General features: G+C 75.9%; 17 protein-coding genes. 13 read left to right on the top strand and 4 right to left on the bottom strand.

The genetic code is table 11. The features are described 5' to 3' along the window. The 4 genes from nusA to rbfA all read left to right on the top strand — a co-directional run bounded on the left by nusA (position 1) and on the right by rbfA (position 5,107). On the top strand, positions 1-1,107 hold the full coding sequence (nusA, locus tag HNR08_RS15365; RefSeq protein WP_146833624.1) for a transcription termination factor NusA: 1,107 nt from the start codon (positions 1-3) through the stop codon (positions 1,105-1,107). Between the two features lie 146 nt (positions 1,108-1,253). Further along, complete coding sequence (locus HNR08_RS15370; protein WP_338075806.1) at positions 1,254-1,496, top strand: YlxR family protein; 243 nt, start codon at positions 1,254-1,256, stop codon at positions 1,494-1,496. A 174-nt stretch (positions 1,497-1,670) separates the two neighbouring features. Next, positions 1,671-4,556, top strand: a complete 2,886-nt coding sequence (gene infB, locus HNR08_RS15375) for a translation initiation factor IF-2 (protein WP_146833621.1) — start codon at positions 1,671-1,673, stop codon at positions 4,554-4,556. Positions 4,557-4,654: 98 nt separating this feature from the next. Further along, entirely contained in the window at positions 4,655-5,107 is a 453-nt protein-coding gene (gene rbfA, locus HNR08_RS15380) for a 30S ribosome-binding factor RbfA (protein ID WP_146833618.1), read from the top strand. Positions 5,108-5,221: 114 nt separating this feature from the next. Here the strand turns inward: rbfA and HNR08_RS15385 are convergent, their stop codons facing one another. Beyond that, positions 5,222-6,703, bottom strand: a complete 1,482-nt coding sequence (locus tag HNR08_RS15385) for a DHA2 family efflux MFS transporter permease subunit (RefSeq protein WP_146833615.1) — start codon at positions 6,701-6,703, stop codon at positions 5,222-5,224. A 74-nt stretch (positions 6,704-6,777) separates the two neighbouring features. Here HNR08_RS15385 and HNR08_RS15390 point away from each other — a divergent pair, with 74 nt between their 5' ends. Together HNR08_RS15390 and truB are read left to right on the top strand one after the other, a co-directional pair. Beyond that, the gene (locus tag HNR08_RS15390) at positions 6,778-7,401 is read left to right on the top strand and encodes a TetR/AcrR family transcriptional regulator (RefSeq protein ID WP_246582005.1); all 624 of its coding nucleotides are present in this window, start codon (positions 6,778-6,780) and stop codon (positions 7,399-7,401) included. Beyond that, positions 7,398-8,342 carry a tRNA pseudouridine(55) synthase TruB gene (gene truB, locus HNR08_RS15395; RefSeq protein WP_146833613.1) on the top strand — a complete coding sequence of 315 codons (945 nt, stop codon included), beginning with the start codon at positions 7,398-7,400 and terminating at the stop codon, positions 8,340-8,342. The genes HNR08_RS15390 and truB overlap by 4 nt, the downstream gene beginning before the upstream one ends. Positions 8,343-8,349: 7 nt before the next feature. Here the strand turns inward: truB and HNR08_RS15400 are convergent, their stop codons facing one another. After that, on the bottom strand, positions 8,350-8,790 hold the full coding sequence (locus HNR08_RS15400; RefSeq protein WP_146833610.1) for a DUF1905 domain-containing protein: 441 nt from the start codon (positions 8,788-8,790) through the stop codon (positions 8,350-8,352). A gap of 181 nt (positions 8,791-8,971) precedes the next feature. Here HNR08_RS15400 and HNR08_RS15405 point away from each other — a divergent pair, with 181 nt between their 5' ends. The 7 genes from HNR08_RS15405 to HNR08_RS15435 all read left to right on the top strand — a co-directional run bounded on the left by HNR08_RS15405 (position 8,972) and on the right by HNR08_RS15435 (position 16,307). Continuing rightward, on the top strand, positions 8,972-9,985 hold the full coding sequence (locus tag HNR08_RS15405; protein WP_146833608.1) for a bifunctional riboflavin kinase/FAD synthetase: 1,014 nt from the start codon (positions 8,972-8,974) through the stop codon (positions 9,983-9,985). Between the two features lie 93 nt (positions 9,986-10,078). Further along, entirely contained in the window at positions 10,079-10,348 is a 270-nt protein-coding gene (gene rpsO / locus HNR08_RS15410) for a 30S ribosomal protein S15 (protein ID WP_146833605.1), read from the top strand. A gap of 207 nt (positions 10,349-10,555) precedes the next feature. Beyond that, entirely contained in the window at positions 10,556-12,784 is a 2,229-nt protein-coding gene (locus tag HNR08_RS15415; protein ID WP_146833602.1) for a polyribonucleotide nucleotidyltransferase, read from the top strand. A gap of 1 nt (position 12,785) precedes the next feature. Beyond that, positions 12,786-14,114 (top strand): M16 family metallopeptidase, encoded by a 1,329-nt coding sequence (locus HNR08_RS15420; protein ID WP_146833600.1) that lies wholly within the window; start codon positions 12,786-12,788, stop codon positions 14,112-14,114. Between the two features lie 65 nt (positions 14,115-14,179). After that, on the top strand, positions 14,180-15,022 hold the full coding sequence (locus tag HNR08_RS15425; protein ID WP_146833597.1) for an AraC family transcriptional regulator: 843 nt from the start codon (positions 14,180-14,182) through the stop codon (positions 15,020-15,022). A gap of 11 nt (positions 15,023-15,033) precedes the next feature. After that, positions 15,034-15,798 carry a 4-hydroxy-tetrahydrodipicolinate reductase gene (dapB, locus tag HNR08_RS15430; RefSeq protein WP_276509338.1) on the top strand — a complete coding sequence of 255 codons (765 nt, stop codon included), beginning with the start codon at positions 15,034-15,036 and terminating at the stop codon, positions 15,796-15,798. A 32-nt stretch (positions 15,799-15,830) separates the two neighbouring features. Further along, positions 15,831-16,307: a tetratricopeptide repeat protein gene (locus tag HNR08_RS15435; RefSeq protein WP_146833594.1), complete on the top strand. Its 477-nt coding sequence runs from the start codon at positions 15,831-15,833 to the stop codon at positions 16,305-16,307. 28 nt (positions 16,308-16,335) lie between these two features. Here the strand turns inward: HNR08_RS15435 and HNR08_RS15440 are convergent, their stop codons facing one another. Both HNR08_RS15440 and HNR08_RS15445 read right to left on the bottom strand, forming a co-directional pair. Beyond that, positions 16,336-18,063, bottom strand: a complete 1,728-nt coding sequence (locus tag HNR08_RS15440; RefSeq protein ID WP_146833591.1) for an EAL domain-containing protein — start codon at positions 18,061-18,063, stop codon at positions 16,336-16,338. Between the two features lie 185 nt (positions 18,064-18,248). After that, complete coding sequence (locus HNR08_RS15445; RefSeq protein ID WP_146833588.1) at positions 18,249-18,578, bottom strand: VOC family protein; 330 nt, start codon at positions 18,576-18,578, stop codon at positions 18,249-18,251. Positions 18,579-18,620: the final 42 nt, after the last annotated feature.

Consider the following 18,620-nt stretch of genomic DNA (forward strand, 5'->3'; position numbering starts at 1 on the left):
GTGGACATCGACATGCAGGCGCTGCGGCTCATCGAGCGCGAGCGCGACATCAGCCTGGACGTCCTGGTCTCGGCGATCGAGCAGGCGCTGCTCTCCGCCTACCACCGCACGCCGGACGCGCACCCGGACGCCCGGGTGGAGCTCGACCGGCGCTCGGGGCACGTGACCGTGTGGGCGCGCGAGCGCACCGTGGTCCCGGCGCCGGACGCCGAGGGCGCGGACGCGGACGGCACGGTCACCGCGGTGCCGCCGACGACGTCCGTGGTCGGCCCGGAGTTCGACGACACCCCGGCGGGCTTCGGCCGGATCGCCACCGCCACCGCGCGCCAGGTGATCGTGCAGCGGCTGCGCGACGCCGAGGACGACCAGGTGCTGGGGCAGTACCGCGGCAAGGAGGGCGAGGTCCTCGGCGGGGTCATCCAGCAGGGCCGCGACCCGCGCGTCGTCATGGTCGACGTGGGCGGCACCGAGGCGGTCCTCCCGCCGCACGAGCAGGTCCCGACCGAGGAGTACGTGCACGGCGAGCGGATCCGCGCGTACGTGCTGGACGTGTCGCGCGGCGCGAAGGGCGCGCAGATCACGCTGTCCCGCACGCACCCGAACCTCGTGCGCAAGCTGTTCGAGCTGGAGGTCCCGGAGATCGCGGAGGGGCACGTGGAGATCACGGCCCTGGCCCGCGAGGCCGGCCACCGCACGAAGATGGCCGTCCGGTCCCGCGTGCCGGGCCTGGGCGCGAAGGGCGCGTGCATCGGCCCCCTCGGCGCCCGCGTCCGCGCGGTGATGGCCGAGCTGCACGGCGAGAAGATCGACATCGTCGACCACTCGGACGACCCGGCGGAGATGGTGGCCCACGCGCTGTCCCCGGCGCGTGTGCTGTCCGTCACCGTCGTGGACCCCGCGGCGCGCGCCGCGCGCGTCGTCGTGCCGGACTACCAGCTGTCGCTCGCGATCGGCAAGGAGGGGCAGAACGCCCGGCTGGCCGCGAAGCTGACGGGGTGGCGCATCGACATCCGGTCGGACGCGCAGGAGGCCCCGGCCGACGCGCAGCCGGCCGCTGCGGGGGCCGCAGAGGGCGACGGCCGAGGTGACGGTCGGGCCCGGGGGTGAGTCGCCGGTCGGCAGACCCGGGGGCGCGCGCTAGACTGGTCGAGGCTGGGCCGGGTGCCCGGCTCTCCTCGCCGAGCAGGCGCCACCCCGACACCCACGCCGCGGACCCCGCGGCGGAGGTCGTCACGGGCCCGGTGCGCACGTGCGTGGGGTGCCGGACGACCGGTCCGAGGTCGGTCCTGCTGCGCGTGGTCGCGGCGACGACGGACGCGGGTGACCCCGCGGTCGTGGTCGACGTGCGCCGCGCTCTGCCGGGCCGGGGGGCGTGGCTGCACCCCGATCCTCACTGCCTCGAGCTCGCCGAGCGCCGTCGTGCGTTCCCGCGGGCCCTGCGTCTCGCGGGGCCGCTGGACACGTCCGCGGTCCGGGCGCACCTCGGGGTCGCGTGAGGAGGACCGTCGCCGCCGGGCACCGGCCCGGTGGCATGTGCACCGTCGAACAGGGAAAGCGGGTCGAAGAGCCGATGGCTGCCCGATGAGCACGCACCGATGAGTACCCAGCGATGAGTACCCAGCACTAACGACGGTCCGACCCTGTCCGGGCGGGCCGAGACAGGGAGAGATGTGGCCAAGGTCCGCGTCTACGAGCTCGCCAAGGAGCTCGGAGTCGACAGCAAGACCCTCATGACCAAGCTGAACGAGCTCGGTGAGTTCGTGCGCTCGGCGTCCTCGACGATCGAGCCGCCGGTGGTCCGCAAGCTGCGGGACACCTACCCGGCCGGTGGCGGCGCGAAGCCCGCCGCGAGCCGGCCCGCCAACGCCCCGGCCGCCGCGCCGGCCCCGTCGGCGACCCCCGCCGCCCCCGCGCCGTCGGCCCCGGCCGCCTCGGCGCCCGCGGCGACCCCGGCCCCGGCCCCGGCCGCACGGCCGTCGACCCCGGCGCCCGCCCCCGCGGCGCGCCCGGCGGCCGCCGCCCCGTCGGCCCCCGCCGCGTCCGCGGCCCCGGCCGCCCCGGCCGCGCGTCCCGGCCCGGCCCGTCCGGCCGCCCCGGCGCCGCGCCCGGCCCAGCCGGCGCGCTCCGAGGGGCAGGGCGGCGAGCGCGCCCCCCGGCCCGGCGGTGGCGCGCCGCGTCCGGGTGGTCCCCGCCCGGGCAACAACCCGTTCGCGTCCTCGCAGGGCATGCCCCGCTCCGGCGGGCCGCGCCCCGGTGGCCCGCGCCCGGGCAACAACCCGTTCGCGTCCTCGCAGGGCATGCCGCGCCCCGGTGAGCGCCGCTCCGACGCCCCGGCCGCCTCGGCCGGCGCGGGTGCCGGCGACCGTCCGGGCGGGCCCCGTCCCGCGGCGCCGCGTCCCGGCGGCCCGCGCCCGAACCCGGGCATGATGCCGGGCCGCAGCACCAGCGGCGTCGGCCGTCCCGGCGACCGCCCGGCCCGTCCGGGTGGCGGCGGCGGTCGTCCCGGTGGCGGCGGTGGCGGCGGCTACGGCGGCGGCGGTGGCCGTCCCGGTGGTGGCGGCGGCTTCGCCGGTCGTCCCGGTGGCGGCGGTGGCCGTCCGGGTGCCGGCGGTCGCGGCTCCACCCAGGGTGCCTTCGGGCGCGCCGGGGGCCGTCCGGTCCGCGGGCGCAAGTCGAAGCGGGCGAAGCGCCAGGAGTTCGAGCAGATGCAGGCGCCATCGCTCGGCGGCGTGCAGGTGCCGCGCGGGAACGGCTCGACCGTCATCCGCCTGCGCCACGGCTCGTCGCTGAACGACTTCGCGGACAAGATCGACGCGAACCCGGCCTCGCTGGTCACCGTGCTGTTCCACCTCGGTGAGATGGCGACGGCGACGCAGTCGCTGGACGAGGACACCTTCGGGACGCTGGCCGCGGAGCTCGGCTACGTCGTCGAGATGGTCTCGGCGGAGGAGGAGGACCGCGAGCTGCTCGGGGCCTTCGACATCGACCTCGACGCCGAGCTGGAGGGCGAGTCCGACGAGGACCTGTTCCCGCGCCCGCCCGTCGTCACGGTCATGGGTCACGTCGACCACGGGAAGACGAAGCTCCTCGACGCCATCCGGTCCACGGACGTCGTCGCGGGCGAGGCCGGCGGGATCACCCAGCACATCGGTGCGTACCAGGTCCGTGCGGAGCACGAGGGCCAGGACCGGGCCATCACGTTCATCGACACCCCGGGTCACGAGGCGTTCACCGCCATGCGTGCCCGCGGTGCGCAGGTGACGGACATCGCGATCCTCGTGGTCGCGGCGGACGACGGCGTGATGCCCCAGACCATCGAGGCGCTGAACCACGCCCAGGCGGCCGGTGTGCCGATCGTGGTCGCGGTCAACAAGGTGGACAAGGAGTCGGCGAACCCGGCGAAGATCCGCCAGCAGCTCACCGAGTACAACCTGGTGGCCGAGGAGTACGGCGGCGACACCATGTTCGTCGACGTGTCGGCCAAGCAGCGGATGGGCATCGACCAGCTCCTCGAGGCCGTCCTGCTGACGGCGGACGCCTCGCTGGACCTGCGGGCCAACCCCGACAAGGACGCCCGAGGCGTCGCCATCGAGGCGAACCTCGACAAGGGCCGCGGCGCCGTCGCGACCGTCCTGGTCCAGTCCGGCACGCTGCGCGTCGGCGACGCGATCGTCGCGGGCACCGCCCACGGCCGCGTCCGCGCGATGTTCGACGAGCACGGCGAGAACGTCACCGAGGCGGGCCCGGCGCGTCCGGTGCTGGTCCTCGGCCTGGCGTCGGTGCCGAGCGCCGGCGACACCTTCCTGGTGGCGCCGGACGAGCGGACCGCGCGGCAGATCGCCGAGAAGCGCGAGGCGGCCGAGCGTGCCGCCCTCCTGGCCAAGCGCCGCAAGCGCATCAGCCTCGAGGACTTCACGCAGGCGCTGCAGCAGGGCAAGGTCGAGACCCTCAACCTCGTCCTCAAGGGCGACGTGTCGGGTGCCGTCGAGGCCCTCGAGGACGCGCTGCTCAAGATCGACGTGGGCGACGAGGTCGACCTGCGGGTCATCCACCGCGGTGTCGGTGCGATCACGCAGAACGACGTCAACCTCGCCACGGTCGACAACGCCATCATCATCGGCTTCAACGTCAAGTACGCGGAGCGGGTGGAGGACCTCGCCGAGCGCGAGGGCGTGGACGTCCGGTTCTACTCGGTCATCTACCAGGCGATCGATGACGTCGAGGCGGCCCTCAAGGGCATGCTCAAGCCGGAGTACGAGGAGGTGCAGCTCGGTACCGCCGAGGTGCGCGAGGTGTTCCGCTCCTCCAAGTTCGGCAACATCGCCGGTTCGCTGGTCCGGTCCGGGGAGATCCGCCGCAACACCAAGGCGCGGGTGCTCCGGAACGGCACCGTCATCGGCGACAACCTCACCATCGAGTCGCTCAAGCGGTTCAAGGACGACGCCACCGAGGTCCGCGAGGGCTACGAGTGCGGTATCGGCCTCGGGTCGTACAACGACATCACCGAGGGTGACGTCATCGAGACCTGGGAGATGCGCGAGAAGCCGCGCTCCTGACCGGTCGCACTTGCGGGTCTGCCCCCACGCGCCGAGCGTGGGGGCAGGCCCGCGGCCGTTCGTCCGCCCGCCGACGCGGGCGCTGAGAGGAGATCGACATGGTGGACCACCCCCGGGCCCGCAAGCTCGCGGACCGCATCCAGCAGATCGTCGCGCAGATGCTCGACACCCGGATCAAGGACCCGCGCCTGGGCTTCGTGACGGTGACCGACGTGCGCGTGACGGGCGACCTGCAGCACGCGAGCGTCTTCTACACGGTGCTCGGCGACGAGGAGGCCCGCACGGGCACGGCCCAGGCGCTGGAGAGCGCCAAGGGCCTGATCCGCTCCGAGGTCGGCAAGCAGACCGGCGTCCGGCTCACGCCGACGCTGGAGTTCCACCTCGACGCGGTCCCGGAGACCGCCGCGCACCTGGACGCCGCGCTGCTCGAGGCGGCCCGGCGCGACAAGGAGGTGTCGGCGCTCGCCGCGGCGGCGCAGTACGCCGGCGAGGCGGACCCGTACCGCAAGCCGGCCGACGACGACGAGGACGAGGCGGACGCCGCGCGCTGAGCGCCACCGCCCGCCGTGGGGCCGCGAGGTCGTCACGACGCCACGAGGTCGTCACTGGCGTGAGTGACGACCTCGTGTGCGTGTGACGACGTCGGCGGGACGGGGCGCGCCCGGTCAGGCCTGCGCGCGAGCGGGCTCGCGGCCCGTGGTGCGGGGCATCGCCAGGGACGCCAGGGCCGCCAGCGCGATGACCGCGGCGCCCGTGAGGACGGCCGGGCGCAGGCCCGCGTCGAAGCCGTCGGGGCTGATCGTGCCGCCCGCGCCGGTGAACACCGCGGTCAGTACCGCCACGCCGAGCGCGACGCCGACCTCCCGGAGCGTCGAGTTCGTCGACGAGGCGGTGCCGTGGTCGTCCGGTGCCATGTCCGCGAGGACCGCGGTGGCGCTGGGCGCGAACGTCAGCCCCATCCCGACCCCGGCGAGCACCAGGCCGGGGACGAGCGCGGCGTAGCCGCCGTCGGACGTCGCGAGCGCCAGCCACGCCAGGCCCGCCGCCTGCGCCGTGAGGCCCGCGGTGAGCAGCACCCGGACGCCGACGCGGGGGGTGAGGATCCCGGCGAGCGGGGCGACCACCATCGGCGCGGCGGTCCACGGCAGCGTCCGCAGTCCGGCCTCGAGCGGCGAGTAGCCCTGGACCACCTGCAGGTACTGGGCGAGCAGGAACACCGCCCCGAACGCGCCGAGCGAGAACGCGAAGCCCGAGACGTTCGCGACGGAGAAGCTGCGCGACCGGAACAGCCGCAGCGGGACGAGGGCGTGCGGGGTGCGCGCCTCGTGCCGGAGGAACAGCGCGAGCGCGGCGACGCCGCCGACGATCGGGCCGAGGACGCCGGCCGACGTCCAGCCGTCCTCGTTGCCGTGCACGACGCCCCACACGATCCCGAGGACGCCCGCGGCGGCGAGCACCAGGCCGAGCAGGTCCAGCCGCTGCGCGCGGCCGCGCCCCTCGGGGAGCGCGCGCAGGACGAGCGGCACGGCGAGCAGCGCGACCGGCACGTTGATCCAGAACATCGCCTCCCAGGAGATGCCCTCGACCACGGCACCGCCGACGACCGGCCCGAGCGCGACGCCGAGGCCGGACACGCCGCCCCAGACGCCGATGGCCATCGCGCGGCGGGACGCGGGGACCGCCGCGGCGAGCAGCGTGAGCGAGAGCGGCATGACGGCGGCGGCGCCGACGCCCTGCACGGCGCGGGCGGCGATCAGGGCGCCGGGGGAGCCCGCCAGGGCCGCGGCGACCGAGCCGAGGGTGAACACCGCGATCCCGCCGAGGAAGGTGCGGCGGCGGCCCCAGCGGTCGCCGAGGGTGGCGGCGGCGATCATCAGGGTCGCGAACGCCAGCGTGTAGGCGTTCACCACCCACTGCAGGTCGGTGAGCGTGGCGCCGAGCTCGGCCTGGAGGACGGGCAGCGCGCTGGTGACGACGAGGTTGTCGAGCGTCGCCATGAACATCGGGAGCGACGCGGCGAGCAGCGCGACCGCGACGGGGACGGCGCGGGTCGCGGTGCGGGCGGCGGGCGCCGGCGCGGGGGTGCCGGCGGCGGCACCCGGGGCGACGGGGTCGCGCGGGGCGGTGGTGCGGGTCGGCGTCGGCATCGGGGACTCCTGTAAGCATCGGCTGATTACTTCGACGCGGCGCACGCTAGTAATCGACTGATAACATGTCAACCATGGATCTCGACGACGACGCCTGGCCCGCCGCCCCGCGCGCCCCCCGCATGTCGGGGGAGCAGCGCCGCGAGCAGATCCTCGCGGCCGCGCTGACCGTCTTCGCGGAGGGTGGCTACGCCGGCACGACGACCGACCAGGTCGCGCGCGCCGCCGGCGTCTCGCAGCCGTACGTGGTGCGGCTGTTCGGGTCGAAGCAGCGGCTGTTCCTCGACCTGTACCGGTACGCCACGGGCAGGGTGCTGGCCGCGATGGCGGCGGTCGAGCCCGGGCCGGACGCCGTCGAGCGCACCGGGCGCGCCTACGTGGCGCTCATGGCCGACCGCGACCTGCTGCGCGTCGTGATGCACGGCTTCACGTCGGGCGACCCGGAGGTCGGCGCGCTGGCGCGGCACACGCTCGGCGAGGTGTTCCGGCTGTTCCGGGCGCGCGTCGACGGCGACGACCCGGACGGGGACGAGACCTCCCGGCGGTTCGTCGCGGACGGCATGCTGATCAACGTGCTGCTGAGCTCGGACGGGTTCGCGCACGCGGGGGAGGACGCCGGGTTCGACGCGCTGCTGCGGTGCTTCGCGCCCGAGGTGGTCGCCGCCGCGAGCGGCACGGCGGCCGGGGCGACCGCGTGAGCCCCGCGCGCGACCCGCGCCGCCCCGACCGTCCCCGCCGCCCGACGGCCCCCGACGGCCTGCTCGTGGTCGACAAGCCGCAGGGCTGGACCAGCCACGACGTCGTCGCCAGGGCGCGCGGGCTCGCCGGGACCCGGAAGGTCGGCCACGCCGGCACGCTCGACCCGATGGCGACCGGCGTGCTCGTGCTCGGCGTCGGCCGGGCGACCCGGCTGCTCGCCTACGTCGTCGGCGCGGACAAGGAGTACACCGCGACGATCCGCCTCGGCGAGGCCACCACGACCGACGACGCCGAGGGCGAGCTCGTCGCCCGCACCGACGCCGGGGCCGTGACCCCGGAGCGGGTGGCGGCCGGCGTCGCCGCGCTCACGGGCGACATCCAGCAGGTGCCGAGCGCGGTGAGCGCGATCAAGGTCGACGGGCAGCGGGCCTACGCCCGGGTGCGCGCGGGCGAGGACGTGTCGCTCGCGGCGCGTCCGGTGACCATCAGCCGGTTCGCGGTGCACGAGGTGCGCCGGTCGGGCGCGGTCCTCGACGTCGACGTCACGGTGGTGTGCTCGTCCGGGACCTACATCCGGGCCCTGGCGCGCGACCTCGGCGCGGGGCTCGGGGTCGGCGGGCACCTGACCGCGCTGCGGCGGACCCGCGTCGGCGGGTACGGCCTCGACGTCGCCCGCACGCTCGACGCGCTCGAGGCCGAGCCGGCCGACGCGCCGCTCCCGACCCTGCCCCTGGCGGACGCGGCGCGCGCCACGTTCCCGGTGCGCGAGCTCACGGAGGCCGAGGCCCGGGCGCTGTCCTACGGGCAGCGGATCCCGGCCGGGGGAGCGGGCGCCGGCGTGACCGTCGCCGCGGTCGCCCCGGACGGCGCGCTGGTCGCGCTGCTGGAGGACCGGGGGCCGCACGCGCGGCCGGTGCTGGTGTTCGCGGCCGCGGCCTGAGCCGGGATCAGCCCAGCGCGGCCAGCACCGCCGCGACCCGCCGCTCGCGGGTCGCGGCGGTCTTCGCGCCCTCGACCGCGAGCACGTGCGCGCGCTGCTTCGAGTACGACAGCCGCGCCCAGGCGTCGGTCAGCCCCGGCCCGGCGGCGGCGAGCGCGGCCGCCAGGTCGGGCGGCACCTCGACGGCGCGGGGCGCGTCGTCCACCACGAGCTCGACGTCCACCGGCTCGCCGGCCTCGATGTGCGCGCCCTCGCGGTTCTCCCGGGACACGCCGAGCCAGTACGCCCCGCGGTAGGCGGCGATCGTGTTCCGGAACGCGTAGCCGTTGATCGTCGCGACGACCGGGACCCGCCGGCCGCGGTCGAAGCCGAGCACCACGTCCTCGGGCACCGGGATGCCGGTGGTGCTCCCGCCCGTGCGGACGAGCGTCGCGTGCAGCGTGACCATGCGGGCCTCCGGGGGGTGCGGGTCGGCGCGGGCGGGTGCGGCGGGGTCGTGCGCGGCTGCGGCGAGCGTAGCCGGGCGCCGGGCACGCGCGGGAGCACCCCCGGCGGCGTGGCAGGCTTGTCCCCGCGCCGGGGACCGGCGTGCGACCCGCGCCGCGAGGCGCCGACCGACGGGAGTGCGAGTGCAGCGCTGGACGGACCTGGCGCAGGTCCCCGCGGACTTCGGGCCGTCGGTGGTGACGATCGGGAACTTCGACGGGGTGCACCGCGGGCACGTCGGGGTGCTGACCCGGATGGTGGCCGACGCCCGCGCGGCCGGGGCCCGCTCCGTCGCCGTCACGTTCACGCCGCACCCGCAGCAGGTGCACCGCCCCGAGTCGGCCCCGCCGCTGCTGACCGGGGACGCGGACCGCCTGGAGCTGCTCGCGCAGACCGGCCTGGACGCCGTGCTGCTGCTGCCGTACTCGCTGGACTTCGCGCGGCAGACCGCGGAGGAGTTCGTCCGCCGCTACCTGGTCGACGGGCTGCGCGCCCGGACGGTCGTGGTCGGGCGGGACGTGCGGTTCGGGCGGGACAACGCCGGCGACCTGGCGACGATGGTCGAGCTGGGGGAGCGGTTCGGGTTCGGCGTCGAGGTGATCGAGGACGTCGCCCCGGAGCCGGCCGACGAGGCGGGCGGACCCGGCGAGGACGGCGCGCTCGCCGACCCGCTGCGCCGCCGCTGGTCGTCCACCTGGGTGCGCGAGCTGCTCGTCGCCGGCGACGTCCGGCAGGCCGCGCGCGTCCTGGGCCGCCCGCACCGGATGCGCGGCACCGTCGTGCACGGCGACAAGCGGGGGCGCGACCTCGGCTTCCCGACGGCGAACCTCGCCCCCGAGTCGGCGGGCATGGTCCCCGCGGACGGCGTGTACGCGGGCTGGCTGCGCCGGCCGGGCCTCCCGCCCGGGTCGCCGGACGCGGTGCTCCCCGCGGCGGTGTCCGTCGGCACCAACCCGACCTTCGACGGCCTGCAGCGCCGGGTCGAGGCGTACGTGCTGGACCGGACCGACCTCGACCTGTACGGCGAGGAGGTCGTGCTCGAGTTCGTCGAGCGGCTGCGGCCCACCCTGCGGTTCGACGGGGTGGACGCGCTGGTCGCGCAGATGCACCAGGACGTCGACGGCGTCCGCGAGGTGCTGCGGCCCGTGGCCGGCTGATAGACTCTCCCAGCCGTCAGAACGGCCGCGGAACGAGAGCGCCCGGGTGGACCTGCCCCGGAGCACCGCGCAACGAGACAAACCGGGAGAGTCGTGCCCCTCGACAGCGCCACCAAGAAGTCCATCATGACCGAGTACGCCACCCACGAGGGTGACACCGGTTCCCCCGAGGTCCAGATCGCGATGCTGTCGCAGCGCATCAAGGACCTGACCGAGCACCTCAAGACGCACAAGCACGACCACCACAGCCGCCGTGGGCTGCTGCTCCTGGTCGGCCAGCGTCGCCGCCTGCTCGGCTACCTGCAGAAGGTCGACATCAACCGCTACCGCAGCCTCATCGAGCGGCTCGGCCTGCGGCGTTGACCGCCTGACCAGCCCGGACCCCGCGCGGGGTCCGGGCTGGTCCCGCGTCGGGGCCCGTCCCTGGCGCATGCTGTACCCCGTACCACTGAGAACCGCGCCGGTCGACGCGTCCGGTCCTCGGTAGTGGTTCCCGGAACACGTGTCCGGGTTCCTCGATCGAAGACCGCCGTGACCGGTCCGGCGCCTTCGATGCAGAGGAGGGCACCCGTGGAGGGTCCCGAGATCCAGTTCGCCGAGGCCGTGATCGACAACGGTCGCTTCGGCACCCGCACCGTCCGCTTCGAGACCGGCCGCCTGGCCAAGCAGGCCGCCGGTTCGGCGATGGCCTACCTCGACGGCGAGACGGCCCTGCTGTCCGCCACGACGGCCGGCAAGCACCCCAAGGACCAGTTCGACTTCTTCCCGCTGACGGTGGACGTCGAGGAGCGGCAGTACGCGGCCGGCAAGATCCCCGGCTCGTTCTTCCGCCGCGAGGGCCGCCCGTCGACCGACGCGATCCTGGCCTGCCGCCTGATCGACCGCCCGCTGCGCCCGCTGTTCGTCAAGGGCCTGCGCAACGAGGTCCAGGTCGTCGTCACCGTGCTGGCGATCCACCCGGACGACGCGTACGACGTGCTGGCGATCAACGCCGCGTCCATCTCCACCCAGATCTCCGGCCTGCCGTTCTCCGGCCCGGTCGGCGCCGTGCGCATCGCCCTGATCGACGGCCAGTGGGTCGCGTTCCCGCGGTACACCGAGCGCGAGCGCGCGACGTTCGAGATCGTCGTCGCCGGCCGCGTGGTCGAGGGCGGTGACGTCGCGATCGCGATGATCGAGGCCGAGGCCCCGGAGAAGTCCTGGAACCTCATCAAGGACGAGGGCGGCGTCGCCCCGACCGAGGCCGTGGTGGCCGAGGGCCTCGAGGCCTCCAAGCCGTTCATCAAGGCCCTGGTCGAGGCGCAGCAGCAGCTCGCCGCGCAGGCGTCCAAGGAGACCCGCGAGTTCCCGACGTTCCCGGACTACCAGCCGGACGCGTACGAGGCCGTCGAGGGCGCCGCGGAGGCCAAGATCCGCGAGGCCATGACGATCGCGGACAAGCAGACCCGCGAGAACCGCCTGGACGAGGTCAAGGCCGAGGTCCTGGCCGAGCTCGCCGCCGCCTTCGAGGGCCGCGAGAAGGAGCTGTCCGCCGCGGTCCGCTCGGTGACCAAGAAGGTCATCCGCCAGCGCATCCTCACCGACGGCTTCCGCATCGACGGCCGCGGCCTGCGGGACATCCGCACGCTGTCCGCCGAGGTCGAGGTGCTGCCCCGCGTGCACGGCTCGGCGCTGTTCGAGCGCGGCGAGACCCAGATCATGGGCGTCACCACGCTGAACATGCTCCGCATGGAGCAGCAGCTCGACACGCTGTCGCCCGAGACGCGCAAGCGCTACATGCACAACTACAACTTCCCGCCGTACTCGACCGGCGAGACCGGCCGCGTGGGCTCCCCGAAGCGCCGCGAGATCGGGCACGGCGCGCTCGCCGAGCGCGCGATCATGCCGGTCCTGCCCTCGCGCGAGGAGTTCCCCTACGCGATCCGCCAGGTCTCCGAGGCGCTGGGCTCCAACGGCTCGACGTCGATGGGCTCCGTCTGCGCCTCGACCCTGTCGCTGCTGAACGCGGGTGTGCCGCTGCGCGCCCCCGTCGCCGGCATCGCGATGGGCCTGGTGTCCGACACCGTGGACGGGGAGACCCGCTACGCCGCGCTCACCGACATCCTGGGCGCCGAGGACGCGTTCGGCGACATGGACTTCAAGGTCGCCGGCACCCGCGAGTTCGTCACGGCCATCCAGCTCGACACCAAGCTCGACGGCATCCCCGCCTCCGTGCTGGCCGACGCGCTGACCCAGGCCAAGGAGGCGCGCCTGGCGATCCTCGACGTGCTGAACGAGGCCATCGACGTCCCGGACGAGATGTCCCCGAACGCCCCGCGCGTCATCACGGTGAAGGTCCCCGTCGACAAGATCGGCGAGGTCATCGGCCCCAAGGGCAAGATGATCAACCAGATCCAGGAGGAGACCGGCGCCGACATCTCCATCGAGGACGACGGCACGGTCTACATCGGCGCCACCGACGGTCCGTCGGCGGAGGCCGCGCGGGCGGCGATCAACGCGATCGCCAACCCGCACATGCCGGAGATCGGCGAGCGCTTCGTCGGCACGGTCGTCAAGACGACCACCTTCGGCGCGTTCATCTCGCTCTCCCCGGGCAAGGACGGCCTGCTGCACATCTCGCAGATCCGTCGCCTGGTCGGCGGCAAGCGCGTCGAGAAGGTCGAGGACGTCCTCGGGGTGGGCCAGAAGGTCCAGGTCGAGATCGGCGAGATCGACCCGCGCGGCAAGCTGTCGCTGCACGCGGTGGTCGAGGAGGAGGCGCCCGCCGAGGGCGCCGAGACCGAGCCGGCCGACGCCTGACGTGCCCCTGCACCTCCCCCTGGTCGCACCCGGTCAGCCGGGCGGCGACCTGACCGCCGGGCAGGCGGGCGACGGCGACGTCCGTCGCTCCGTCCTGCCCGGCGGGGTGCGCCTGCTCACCGAGCACGTCCCCGGGATGCGGTCCGCGTCCGTGGGGGCGTGGGTGGGCGTCGGCTCGCGCGACGAGTCCGACGGCCACCACGGCTCGACGCACTTCCTCGAGCACCTGCTGTTCAAGGGCACCGCGCGGCGCACGGCGATGGACATCGCCGAGGCGTTCGACGAGGTCGGAGGCGAGGCCAACGCCGCCACGGGCAAGGAGCACACCTGCTACTACGCCCGCGTCCTGGACGAGGACCTGCCGATGGCGGTCGACGTCATCGCGGACATGGTGACCTCGGCGCGGCTGGACGCCGACGAGCTCGAGACCGAGCGCGGCGTGATCCTCGAAGAGCTCGCGATGAACGACGACGACCCGAGCGACGTCGCGCACGAGCGGTTCGCCACCGTCGTGCTCGGCGAGCACCCGCTGGGCCGGCCGATCGGCGGCACCCCGGACACGATCCGGGCCGTGCCGCGCGACGCCGTCTGGGAGCACTACCGCCAGCACTACCGCCCCGAGACCCTCGTGGTGACGGCGGCGGGCAACGTGGACCACGAGGCGCTCGCCGCGCAGGTGGTCCGCGCGCTGCACGACGGGGGCTGGGCGCTGCACGAGGGCGCGGCGCCCACCGCGCGACGCGGCGCCGCCGACGCGCTGCCGGTCACGGCCGGGGCGTCGCGGGTCACCGTGCGCCGGGCCACCGAGCAGGCGAACGTCATCGTCGGCGGCACCGGCCTGACCGCCACCGACCCCCGCCGGTTCACGCTGTCCGTGCTGAACGCGGCGCTGGGCGGCGGCATGTCGTCCCGGCTGTTCCAGGAGATCCGCGAGAAGCGGGGCCTGGCCTACTCGACGTACTCGTTCGCGTCCGGGCACGCCGACACCGGGGTGTTCGGCCTGTACGCCGGCTGCACGCCGGGCAAGGTGGACGAGGTCACCGAGCTGCTGGTCGCCGAGCTGGAGCGGCTCGCCGACGGCGGCATCACCGACGCCGAGCTGCGGCGGTCGGTCGGGCAGCTGTCCGGCGGGCTCGTGCTCGGGCTGGAGGACTCCGGCTCCCGGATGAGCCGGCTCGGGAAGTCGGAGCTGGTGCACGGCGAGCTGCTGTCCACGCAGGAGTCGCTGGACCGGGTGCGCGCCGTGACGGCCCGCGACGTCCAGGAGCTCGCCGCGGACCTCGCGTCCCGGCCCCGCTCCGTGGTCCGCGTCGGCCCGTTCGGCGACTGAGCCGCCGCGCCGTCCGGGCCCGAGGTCCCGTTCCCTGCGCGCACGCGCGGGGTGATCATGGGCACATGGCCGCCGTCACGTCCGCCCGTCGCTCCGTCACCGTCGCCCCCGGCCCGTCCGGGCTGGTCGAGGCGCTGTGGGTCGCGCACGGCCCGCACGGGGCGCCGCCGCGGGTGGCGCTGCCCGACGGCCGCCCCGCCGCGGTGGTGCGGCTCGGCGGCCCGGTGCGCTGGGTCGACCCGCTGACCCGCGAGACCGAGGTGATCGGCAGCGTGCTGCGCGGGCCCCGCTCCGTGCCGCAGGTCGTGCTCGCCGACGACCCGGCCGCCCCGTCCTTCGAGGTCGGCGCCCGGCTGGCCCCGTGGGCGCTGTCCGCGCTGCGGCCGGACGGCGGTTTCCTCGTGGACGACCACCGGCCGCTCGCCGCGGTGCTCGGGCTGGACGAGGAGGGGCTCGCGGCGCGCCTGCGCGCGGGGGACCCCGAGGACGCCGCGGCCGTCGCCCGCGCGCTCGAGGCCGAGCTCGTCGCCGCCGTCCGCCGGCCCGTCCCCGCCGGGGACCGTGCCGACCTCGAGCGCGTCGTGCGGATCGCGGACACCGAGCGCGGGCTGGTCCGCTCGATCGACCTGGCGCGCTCGGTGGACCGGTCGCTGGCCTCGCTGCACGCGCTGTTCGCCGCGCACGTCGGCGTCACGCCGGCGGCGTTCCTGTCGGCGGTGCGGCTGTCCTGCGCGGTCCGGGAGCTCGGCGTGGACGACCGCGGGGACGCGCCCCGGGTGGTCGCGGTGCTGCGGTCGTACGCCGACGCCGGGTACCCGCAGCGGGAGGTCGAGCGGTTCACCGGGCTCAGCCCGCTGGAGCTGCGCCGGGCCGTGCGCGGCATGGAGGAGGTCCTGGCGACCGTCTAGGGTGACGTCCCGTGACCTCACCGAGCAGCGAGCAGACTCCCGTGGCCGTGCTGGGCGCGTCCGGGCGCATGGGCCGGACGGTCGTGGCGGCCGTCGAGGCGGCGCCCGACCTGGACCTGGTCGCGGTGCTCGACCACGGCGACGACGTCGGCCGGGTCGGCGCCACGGGCGCGCGCGTGGCCGTGGACTTCACGGTCCCGTCCGCGACGGAGGCGAACGTGCGGTCCCTGGTCGCCCAGGGCGTGCACGCGGTCGTCGGCACCACCGGGTGGACGCCGGAGTCGCTGGGCCGGGTCGAGGCCGACCTCGCCGCGCGCCCCGGCGTCGGCGTGCTGGTGGCCCCGAACTTCGCGCTCGGCGCGGTGCTCGCCATGACGTTCGCGGCGAAGGCCGCCCGCTGGTTCGAGTCCGTCGAGGTCGTCGAGCTGCACCACCCCGACAAGGTCGACGCGCCGTCCGGGACCGCCCGGCACACCGCCGAGGCCGTCGCCCGCGCGCGCCGCGCCGCCGGGCTGGGCGCGATGCCGGACGCCACGACCACGGCGCTGGACGGCGCGCGCGGCGCGGACGTCGACGGGGTGCGGGTGCACGCCGTGCGGCTGCGCGGGCTGGTGGCCCACGAGGAGATCCTGCTCGGCAACGCCGGGGAGCAGCTGACCATCCGGCACGACTCGTTCGACCGGGTCTCGTTCATGCCCGGGGTGCTGCACGCGGTGCGGACCGTCGGGGACCGGCCCGGCCTGACGGTCGGGCTCGAGCACTACCTCGACCTGTGACAGGGCCGGGGCCGGACGGCGCGCGGGGACCTGTGCGGCGCAACCGGACGTCGCTGGTCGCCGCGCTCGCGCTGACCGGGTTGCTGGGGCTCTACGTCTGGCTGGTCGCCGGCCGGGCCGTCGCGCTGGTGCGGACCGGCGAGCCCGTCGGCATCGGGCTCGGCGTGGCGTTCGCGGTGCTGCCGCTGCTGGTGCTCGGGCTCGTCGCGCGGGAGTGGGCCCTGGCGATCGACGTGCAGCGGATGGCGGACACGCTGGCCGACCGCGGCGAGCTGCCGGTCGACGACCTGCCGCGCAGCCCGGGCGGGCGGATCGACCGCGCCGCCGCGACCGCCGCGTTCGAGGCCGCGCGCGCCGAGGCGGAGCGGGCCGACCCGGACGACTGGGGCGCCTGGTACCGGCTGGCCTTCGCGTACGACGCGGCGGGCGACCGGCGGCGGGCGCGGGCCACGCTGCGGCACGCGTCCCGGCTGCACCGGGGGCGCACGGGGGAGCCGCGGGGGCTGTGACGCGGGTCCGGCCGGCGGCCCGCGCGGCTCAGGCGGGCGCGCCCGCGAGGTAGCCGGGCAGCGCGTCGGCCGGCATGGCGCGGGCCACCAGGTATCCCTGCATCAGCGGGACGCCGGCGGCCCGGAGCGCCTCGGCCTGCTCGGCGGTCTCGACGCCCTCGGCGACGACCGTCATGCCGCGCTCGGCGGCCATCCGCTGCACCAGCTCCACCAGCAGGGCGTCCACGGGGTCGTCGAGCATGTGCGCCACGACCGACCGGTCGATCTTCACGACGTCCACCGGCAGCCGGGTCACCTGCCGGAGCCCGGCGAGCGCGCCGCCGAGGTCGTCCAGCGCGATCGGCACCCCCGCGGCCCGCAGCGTCCGCAGCGCCGGCTGCGCCCGGACGATCTGGTCCTCCGTGGCGGCCTCGGACAGCTCCAGCCGGATGCCCCCGCGCGGCGCCCCGGCCCCGTCGACCACCGCGAGCACCCGGTGCGCGAGCGCCGGCTCGTCCAGGGCCGCGGGGGACAGGTTGACGTTGACGACGTGCGGCGCCCGGCCGCCCAGGTCGCGCCGCCAGGCCACGAGGTCCCGGCACGCGCGGTCCAGCACCCACAGGTCGAGGTCCAGCGCCCGGCCGCTGCGCGCGGCGCGGCCCAGCGGCTCGGCCGGCCCGCCCAGGGCGCCGGCGCGGTCCCGGGTGCGCAGCAGGGCCTCCACCTCGTGCACCGCGCGGTCCGTGGTCCCCGCGATCGGCTGGTAATGCACCTCGAGCCCGGTCCACGCGGCGCCGGCCGGCTCGCGGTCCGCCCCGGCGAGCCGGACCCGGTCCCCGCCCGCCTTCTTCGCGCCGTACATGGCCAGGTCGGCGTCACGCAGCAGCCGGTCGCTGTCCACCAGCGCGCCTGCGCCCACCGCCAGGCCCACCGAGGCGCGGGAGTGCGCGGCGTCCGGGAGGGCGGCGTCCGGTGCGGCGATGGCGGCGCGCAGGGCCTCGCCGAGCTCCAGGGCGCCGGTCCGCCACGGGCGCTCCGGCGTCTGCGGCGGCAGCAGGCGGGCCAGGGCGAACTCGTCGCCGCCGAGCCGGCCCACCACGTCCCCGGGGTCAGCCGTGGCGGCCAGCCGGCGGGCGACGGAGTGCAGCAGGGCGTCACCCGTCGAGTGGCCCAGGGAGTCGTTGACCTCCTTGAGCCGGTCCAGGTCCACGAACGCCAGCACCACCGCGCCGTCGCCGCCCCGGGCCCGGTCGCACAGGTCGCGCAGCCCGTCCACGAACCACGCCCGGGACGGCACGCCGGTCAGGTGGTCGTGCGACGCCTCGTGCGCGAGCTCCGCCGCCAGGGCCTCCAGGAGCGTCGTCGGGTCGAGGATGCCGACCGGCACGCGGTCGCCGTCCAGCACCACCATGTCCGAGTAGCCGTCGCCCTGCGCGAGCCGCTCCGCCGCCTCCGGGAGCGACGCCGTCACCTCGACCCAGGGCACGTCCCACCGGGCGACGTCCGCGACCGGCCGCCGGCCCCACAGCGACCGCCCGAAGCCGTAGCGCCCCGTCATCGTCGTGAGGAAGTCCTTGCGGGCCACCATCCCGTGCGGGCCGCCCGGCTCCCGCGGCGCGACCAGCACGGACGAACCCGTCCACCGCGTCCGGAAGCCCAGGTCCACCGCCTCGCACGGGTCGGTGGGCGCGACGACGACAGGGAGAGACGCGAGGTCCGCGAGGGCGCGGCCGCGGCCGGCCCGCCGCCACGGGGCGAGCGTCTGGGGTGGTGCCACGACCAGCACGATCGGCGGGCCGGGCGGCTGACCTGAGGCTCCGCGCGACCTCGTCGACGACAGTTCTCCCCGCGTTCACCCCGCGCACCCGGCTGACCCGCCTGACCCGCCGAGACAGGTCGCCCTGGCCCGGCAGGTCCATGCACCGTCCTCTCTCGGCGCGGAGGTCCTCCGCCGACGCGGGGTCAGCGGCCGCGGAGCCCGATCGGGTTGCCGTCGGCGTCCGCGAGGACGCACACCCGCGCCTCCGGGCCGACCTGCCGCGGCGCGCTGCGCTCGGTCGCCCCGGCGGCGAGCAGCGCCTCCCGGGCGCCGTCCAGGTCCTCGACGTCGGCGTACGTGACCGGCGGGCCGTCGGGGGCGCCCGGCGCGAGGCTGACCTCGAAGCCGCCGGCGTCGAACCCCACGTAGTACGGGGTGTCCGTGTGCGGCGCGCCGTACAGGGCCGTGTAGACGGCCTTCGCCGCGTCCAGGTCGGACACCTGGACCACCAGGCTGCGGATCGTCGTGCTCATGGTTCCTCCTCGGGTGGGGCGGTCACGTCCGCGACCGCCGGA

The sequence above is a fragment of the Cellulomonas hominis genome, assembly GCF_014201095.1.
GTDB classification, from domain to species: domain Bacteria; phylum Actinomycetota; class Actinomycetes; order Actinomycetales; family Cellulomonadaceae; genus Cellulomonas; species Cellulomonas hominis.